Consider the following 4,948-nt stretch of genomic DNA (forward strand, 5'->3'; position numbering starts at 1 on the left):
GGGTGGGGTAGTGGGTTAAGCTAGATCATGGCGCGTTACATCGACGAGATCCTGCAGCCCGGCGAGCGCGTGCTGTATTCGACCAATGCGCACTGGATCTTCTACTTTCCGGCCATCGTGGCCTGGATCGCGGCGCTGGCCCTGCTCATCCTGTCGCGGCAGGCGACCGTCGACTGGCTCGTTCTGCTTTGCCTCGGGGCCGCGGGTCTCGCGGCTCTGGCGGCCCTGTATTGGACCGTGAAGGGCTGGTTCCATCGTTTCACCACCGAGACCGACGTCACCAACCTCAGGGTCGTGCACAAGACCGGCTTCATCAAGCGCCGAACCTTCGAGATGGCGCTGGACAAGGTCGAGAGCGTCGATGTCGACCAGACCATTCTTGGACGTATTCTCAACTACGGCGACGTGACGATTCGCGGCGTCGGCGAGGGTATCGAGACGATCAAGACCATCGCCTCGCCGCTCGCCTTCCGTAGTTCGATCACCACGCGGTAGGACCGCGCCCAACCATGAGCATGCAGCAAAATACTTCTCTTTCCGCCCAGCTCGGCTCGAGCGTCGACGCCGCCGAGATCGCGAAATTCTCGAAACTCTCGGCGGAATGGTGGGATCCCAAGGGCAAGATGGCGCCGCTGCACCGGATCAACCCGTTGCGGCTCGGCTATATCCGCGACGCCGCCTGCCGCAAGTTCGAGCGCAACGTGCGCAGCCTCAATTGTCTTGGGTCCTTGCGCGTGCTCGACATCGGCTGCGGCGCCGGCCTGCTCTGCGAGCCGCTGTCGCGCCTCGGAGCGCAGGTCATCGGCATCGATCCCTCCGCGAGCAACATCGCGGCGGCGAAGCTGCACGCCGACAAGAGCCATCTGGCGATCGACTATCGCTGCACCACGGTGGAGGAGATCGACCCGCGCGAGCGCTTCGACATCGTGCTGGCGATGGAGGTGGTCGAGCACGTCACCGACGTCGGCATGTTCCTGAAGCGCTGCGCCGCGATGCTGAAGCCGAACGGCCTGATGCTGGTCTCGACGCTGAACCGCAACTGGAAGAGCTTTGCCCTCGCCATCGTCGGTGCCGAATACGTCCTGCGCTGGCTACCGCGCGGCACGCATGAGTGGAACAAGTTCGTCACGCCCGACGAACTGACGAAATACCTGCTCGACAACCGTCTTGTCATCACCGAGCAGACCGGCGTCGTCTACTCGCCCTTCGCCGACAAATGGTCTCTGTCGTCGGATATGGACGTGAACTATATGGTGGTCGCGGAAGCGATGGTGTGAACTCCCCAGGGTGAGTGCGAGCCGTCATTCCAGGAACGCTGTCCTCCTGCGTTCGCAGCGACGACAGCGGAGATTGCCGCACTGAGGTTCTAACCGGCAGCCCCCGCCCTGCGTCCCGGCGCAGGCCCCACATATCTTGCCCTCGGTCTGATCAGCTTGCCGAACTGCAATTGCTCGCTGGCATGCGCGATCCAGCCGACGCTGCGGGCCATCGCGAACAGCGCCAGCTCGCTGCCGGCGGGCAGGCGCAGTGCGTGGACCAGCACGGCGAGCGCGTAGTCGATATTGACGAACTCGCCGGTGGCTTCCGCGATCCGCTCTGGCACTTCCCTGGTGAATTTGCGCGGCGCGCCGGAGCGCGACAGCGCGTTCAGCAGCGACTGCGCGCGGGGGTCGCCGTGCTTGTAGACGCCGTGGCCAAAGCCGGCAAAGCGTTCACCGAGGGCGACACGCTCGCGCACGACAGGCTCGACGTCGCGGTCGACCAGCGTCTTGACGAGCTGTGAGGCCAGGACGCCGGCGCCGCCATGCTTCGGCCCTTTCAACGCGGCGAGCCCGGCGATGACGGAGTCATAAAGGTTGAGGCCGGTCGAGGCAGCGCAGCGCGCGGTGAAGGTCGACGCGTTCAGCTCGTGATCGGCGAGCAGTACCAGCGCGCGGCGGATCAGGTCGGGCGCGTGCTTGTTGTCCGCCGCCCAGGCGCGCGCGACCTGCTGATGCAGCGGCTCGGCCGAGGCGTCCGCATTGAGCATGGTCGCAACCAGCAGGCGGACGATGCGCGCGCCGACCATAGCGCGGCCATCGGGTGCCCGGGTGAAGGCGCGGGGATCGACGCTGGCGGCCAGTGCGAGCACGGCGATGGCGCGGTCGATCGGTGCGGCCCGGCGCGCGGCCTTCGCGATCACGCGCATTTCCTCGGAGAGTTCCGGTTGATTGTCGGGGGCAAACGGATCGACGTCGGCGACATCCCACAGCAGCGTCGCGGCGTGCTCCAGCGTGTCACTCTCGGAAAGATCGACGCAATTGACGCCGCGATAGATGGCGCCCTCCTCGGTGATGGTCGAGATCTCCGTGTCCATCACCGGCAGATCGGCATCGAAGCTGCGCAGGCCGCGTGGCTCCGGCGACGGCACACGGCGCTCCTTCAGCGCCCGAACGTCCTCGGCGCGATAGCGGTTCTTTCGCGAGTCCGGCGTCGGCTCGGAGCGGATCAGGCCGCGGCTGACATAGGCGTAGAGGGTGGCCGGAGAGATCGCGAGCTCGGCGGCGGCTTCCCGAGCGGAGAGGTACAGCCCATCAGAATTTTTCATATTGATTTATGTAATCAAGATTGATCAATGTGTCGAGAGGCCTGACCTTGTTCTCCGTGAACAGGAGATTTGGGTCATGAACATCCACCTCACCAAAAGCCAGATCGGGCTGGACGGCGTTCCCGCGGCCGAGACCGTGCTGAGCCATGTCGACGGCGAGCGCGGCGAGCTCATCATCGCCGGGGAGCACGTCGGGCGGCTCGCCGCCATCTCGAGCTTCGAAGGCGTTACCGCCCGGCTCTGGAATGGCGCCAGCAAGACCACCCTCACCGAAGCCAATGTGCGCTCAAACCTGGGCGTGGCGCGCGAGCGCGCCTTCGCGCGGCTGCCGGACCTGCTGCCGGCGACGCGCGGCATGGGCATCATCGACGGGTTTCGTGCCGCCGTCGCCGGACTTCGCGCCGAGCACGGGCTGGAGCACGAGGCGACGATCGTCGGCGCGTTTCCGGTGATCGCGGGCGCGCTGGTCCGGCGCGCCAAGGGGCTCGAGCCGGTCGCGCCCGATCCCACCGTGAGCCATGCCGCCGACACGCTGCGCATGTTGCACGGCCGTTCGCCTGCAAGGCGCGAGGTCACGGCGCTCGACGCCTATCTCGTCACCGCCAGCGACCACGGCATGAACGCATCGACCTTCGCCGCGCGCGTGGTGGCCTCGACGCAGGCCGACCTGTTCGCGGCCGTCACCGCCGGCTATTGCGCGCTGACCGGTCCGCTGCATGGCGGCGCGCCGGAGCCGGTGCTGGAAATGCTGGACGCGATCGGCTCGCGCGAGCGCATTCAGTCCTGGGTCGACGCGGCGCTGGCGCGCGGCGAGCGCATGATGGGTTTCGGTCACCGCGTCTATCGCGTCCGCGATCCGCGCGCAGACGTGCTCAAGACCGCGGTCGAGGCGCTTGCGTCCAATGGCACCGATTTGCCGTTTGCCGGCGAGGTCGAGGCTTATATCCGCAGCGCCTTGCGCAAGAAGAATCCGGAGCGGCCGCTGGAGACGAACGTCGAGTTCTTCACCGCGATCCTGCTCGATGCGCTGGCGATTCCGCGGCAGGCGTTCACGCCGATCTTCGCGATCGCGCGCAGCGCGGGCTGGACCGCGCATGCCCGCGAGCAGCAGCGGACGGGGCGGTTGATCAGGCCGAGCTCGTCATATGTCGGGGCGATGCCGCAGGCGTAGGGAATGCGTAGCCCGGATGGAGCGAAGCGTAATCCGGGGAAAGTCGTCATTGTGAGAGAAAGGTCCCGGATTACGCTTGCGCTCCATCCGGGCTACGAAAGCGGGGAGGCCCCTACGCCTCGCGCACGACCGTCTTCAGATAATTATACGCCTTGATGATCTCGATCAGGCGGTCCTCGGTCGAGCGGTCGCCGCCATTGGCGTCCGGGTGGTGCTGCTTCACCAGCGCCTTGTACTTGGTCTTGACGTCGGCAAGCGTCGCGCTGGGGCCGAGGCCCATGACCTGAAGCGCCTTGCGCTCGGCGTTCATCACTTTACGCGTCTCGGCCTTGGGCTCCGCTTCGGGGCCCTTGCGCCAGCTGGCGCGGCCGTTGATCTCGCTGAACATGCTGAAAGGATCGGCCGCCATGTCGATCTCTTCCGCGCCCTTCTTGCCGCCATTGGCGCCCATCTTCCAGGTCGGACGGTGACCGGTCAGCGCATCCTTCTGATAGCGCGCGACGGCTTCGGCATTCATGCCGGAAAAGAAATTGTAGTTCTGGTTGTACTCGCGCACGTGGTCGAGGCAGAAGTGCCAGTACTCGCGCTGGTTCTCGCGGCCCTTCGGCGCCCGGTGCGAGCCCTTGTTGGCGCAGCCCGCCCATTCGCAATTGACCGCGGTGTCGCGCGGCTTCACTTCCGGCTGCTTGCCCCGCGGCTTCACGCGGATGGAGTCGAAGAATTTTGATGAATCGATCGGCATGGCTGACTTTGACTACGCAATGCAAAAACCTTCAAGTCTTGACATTGCAATTCGCTGAGCACCCGGTCGCGACGAGCTTGGACGTCCGGGTATTGACGGGATGCGAGCGCGCACCTTAATGGCACACATGGCTATGAAAGACACTATCAGCAACAAGTTGCAGGAAGCTTTCACGCCGGAAAGCCTGCAAGTCGTCGACGAGTCACATTTGCATGAGGGCCACGCCGGCCACCGAGCAGGCGGCGAGACGCACTTCCGTGTGTATATCGTGTCTGCCGCCTTCAAAGGGAAGAGCCGGATCGACCGTCATCGCATGATAAATTCAGCGCTCGCCGCGGAACTCGCCGGCAGCGTGCACGCGCTGGCGATCAATGCGCAGGCGCCGGGGGAAGGTTGAATTCTCTGACCCTGCCCTGGAGGGGGAGGGTCGATCGCGCGCAGCGCGAGC

6 protein-coding genes are annotated in these 4,948 nt (G+C 65.4%); 4 read left to right on the plus strand and 2 right to left on the minus strand.

Annotated features, from left to right (window positions below; translation table 11 throughout):
* The first annotated feature begins 27 nt into the window (after positions 1-27).
* Entirely contained in the window at positions 28-495 is a 468-nt protein-coding gene (locus I6F21_RS37125) for a PH domain-containing protein (protein ID WP_036014717.1), read from the plus strand.
* Between the two features lie 14 nt (positions 496-509).
* Positions 510-1,277 carry a bifunctional 2-polyprenyl-6-hydroxyphenol methylase/3-demethylubiquinol 3-O-methyltransferase UbiG gene (gene ubiG, locus I6F21_RS37130; RefSeq protein ID WP_225184325.1) on the plus strand — a complete coding sequence of 256 codons (768 nt, stop codon included), beginning with the start codon at positions 510-512 and terminating at the stop codon, positions 1,275-1,277.
* Positions 1,278-1,366: 89 nt separating this feature from the next.
* Here ubiG and I6F21_RS37135 read toward each other — a convergent pair whose 3' ends face one another.
* Entirely contained in the window at positions 1,367-2,587 is a 1,221-nt protein-coding gene (locus I6F21_RS37135; RefSeq protein WP_036014714.1) for a citrate synthase family protein, read from the minus strand.
* 76 nt (positions 2,588-2,663) lie between these two features.
* Here I6F21_RS37135 and I6F21_RS37140 point away from each other — a divergent pair, with 76 nt between their 5' ends.
* Positions 2,664-3,758, plus strand: a complete 1,095-nt coding sequence (locus I6F21_RS37140; RefSeq protein WP_225184326.1) for a citrate synthase/methylcitrate synthase — start codon at positions 2,664-2,666, stop codon at positions 3,756-3,758.
* Positions 3,759-3,870: 112 nt separating this feature from the next.
* Here the strand turns inward: I6F21_RS37140 and I6F21_RS37145 are convergent, their stop codons facing one another.
* The gene (locus I6F21_RS37145; RefSeq protein ID WP_036014711.1) at positions 3,871-4,500 is read right to left on the minus strand and encodes a DnaJ domain-containing protein; all 630 of its coding nucleotides are present in this window, start codon (positions 4,498-4,500) and stop codon (positions 3,871-3,873) included.
* A 127-nt stretch (positions 4,501-4,627) separates the two neighbouring features.
* On the opposite strand from I6F21_RS37145, the gene I6F21_RS37150 reads away from it, so the two are divergent.
* The gene (locus I6F21_RS37150; protein WP_050995968.1) at positions 4,628-4,897 is read left to right on the plus strand and encodes a BolA family protein; all 270 of its coding nucleotides are present in this window, start codon (positions 4,628-4,630) and stop codon (positions 4,895-4,897) included.
* Positions 4,898-4,948 lie beyond the last annotated feature (51 nt).

The sequence above is a fragment of the Bradyrhizobium sp. NBAIM03 genome (genome assembly GCF_020194055.1).
Lineage (GTDB): Bacteria > Pseudomonadota > Alphaproteobacteria > Rhizobiales > Xanthobacteraceae > Bradyrhizobium > Bradyrhizobium yuanmingense.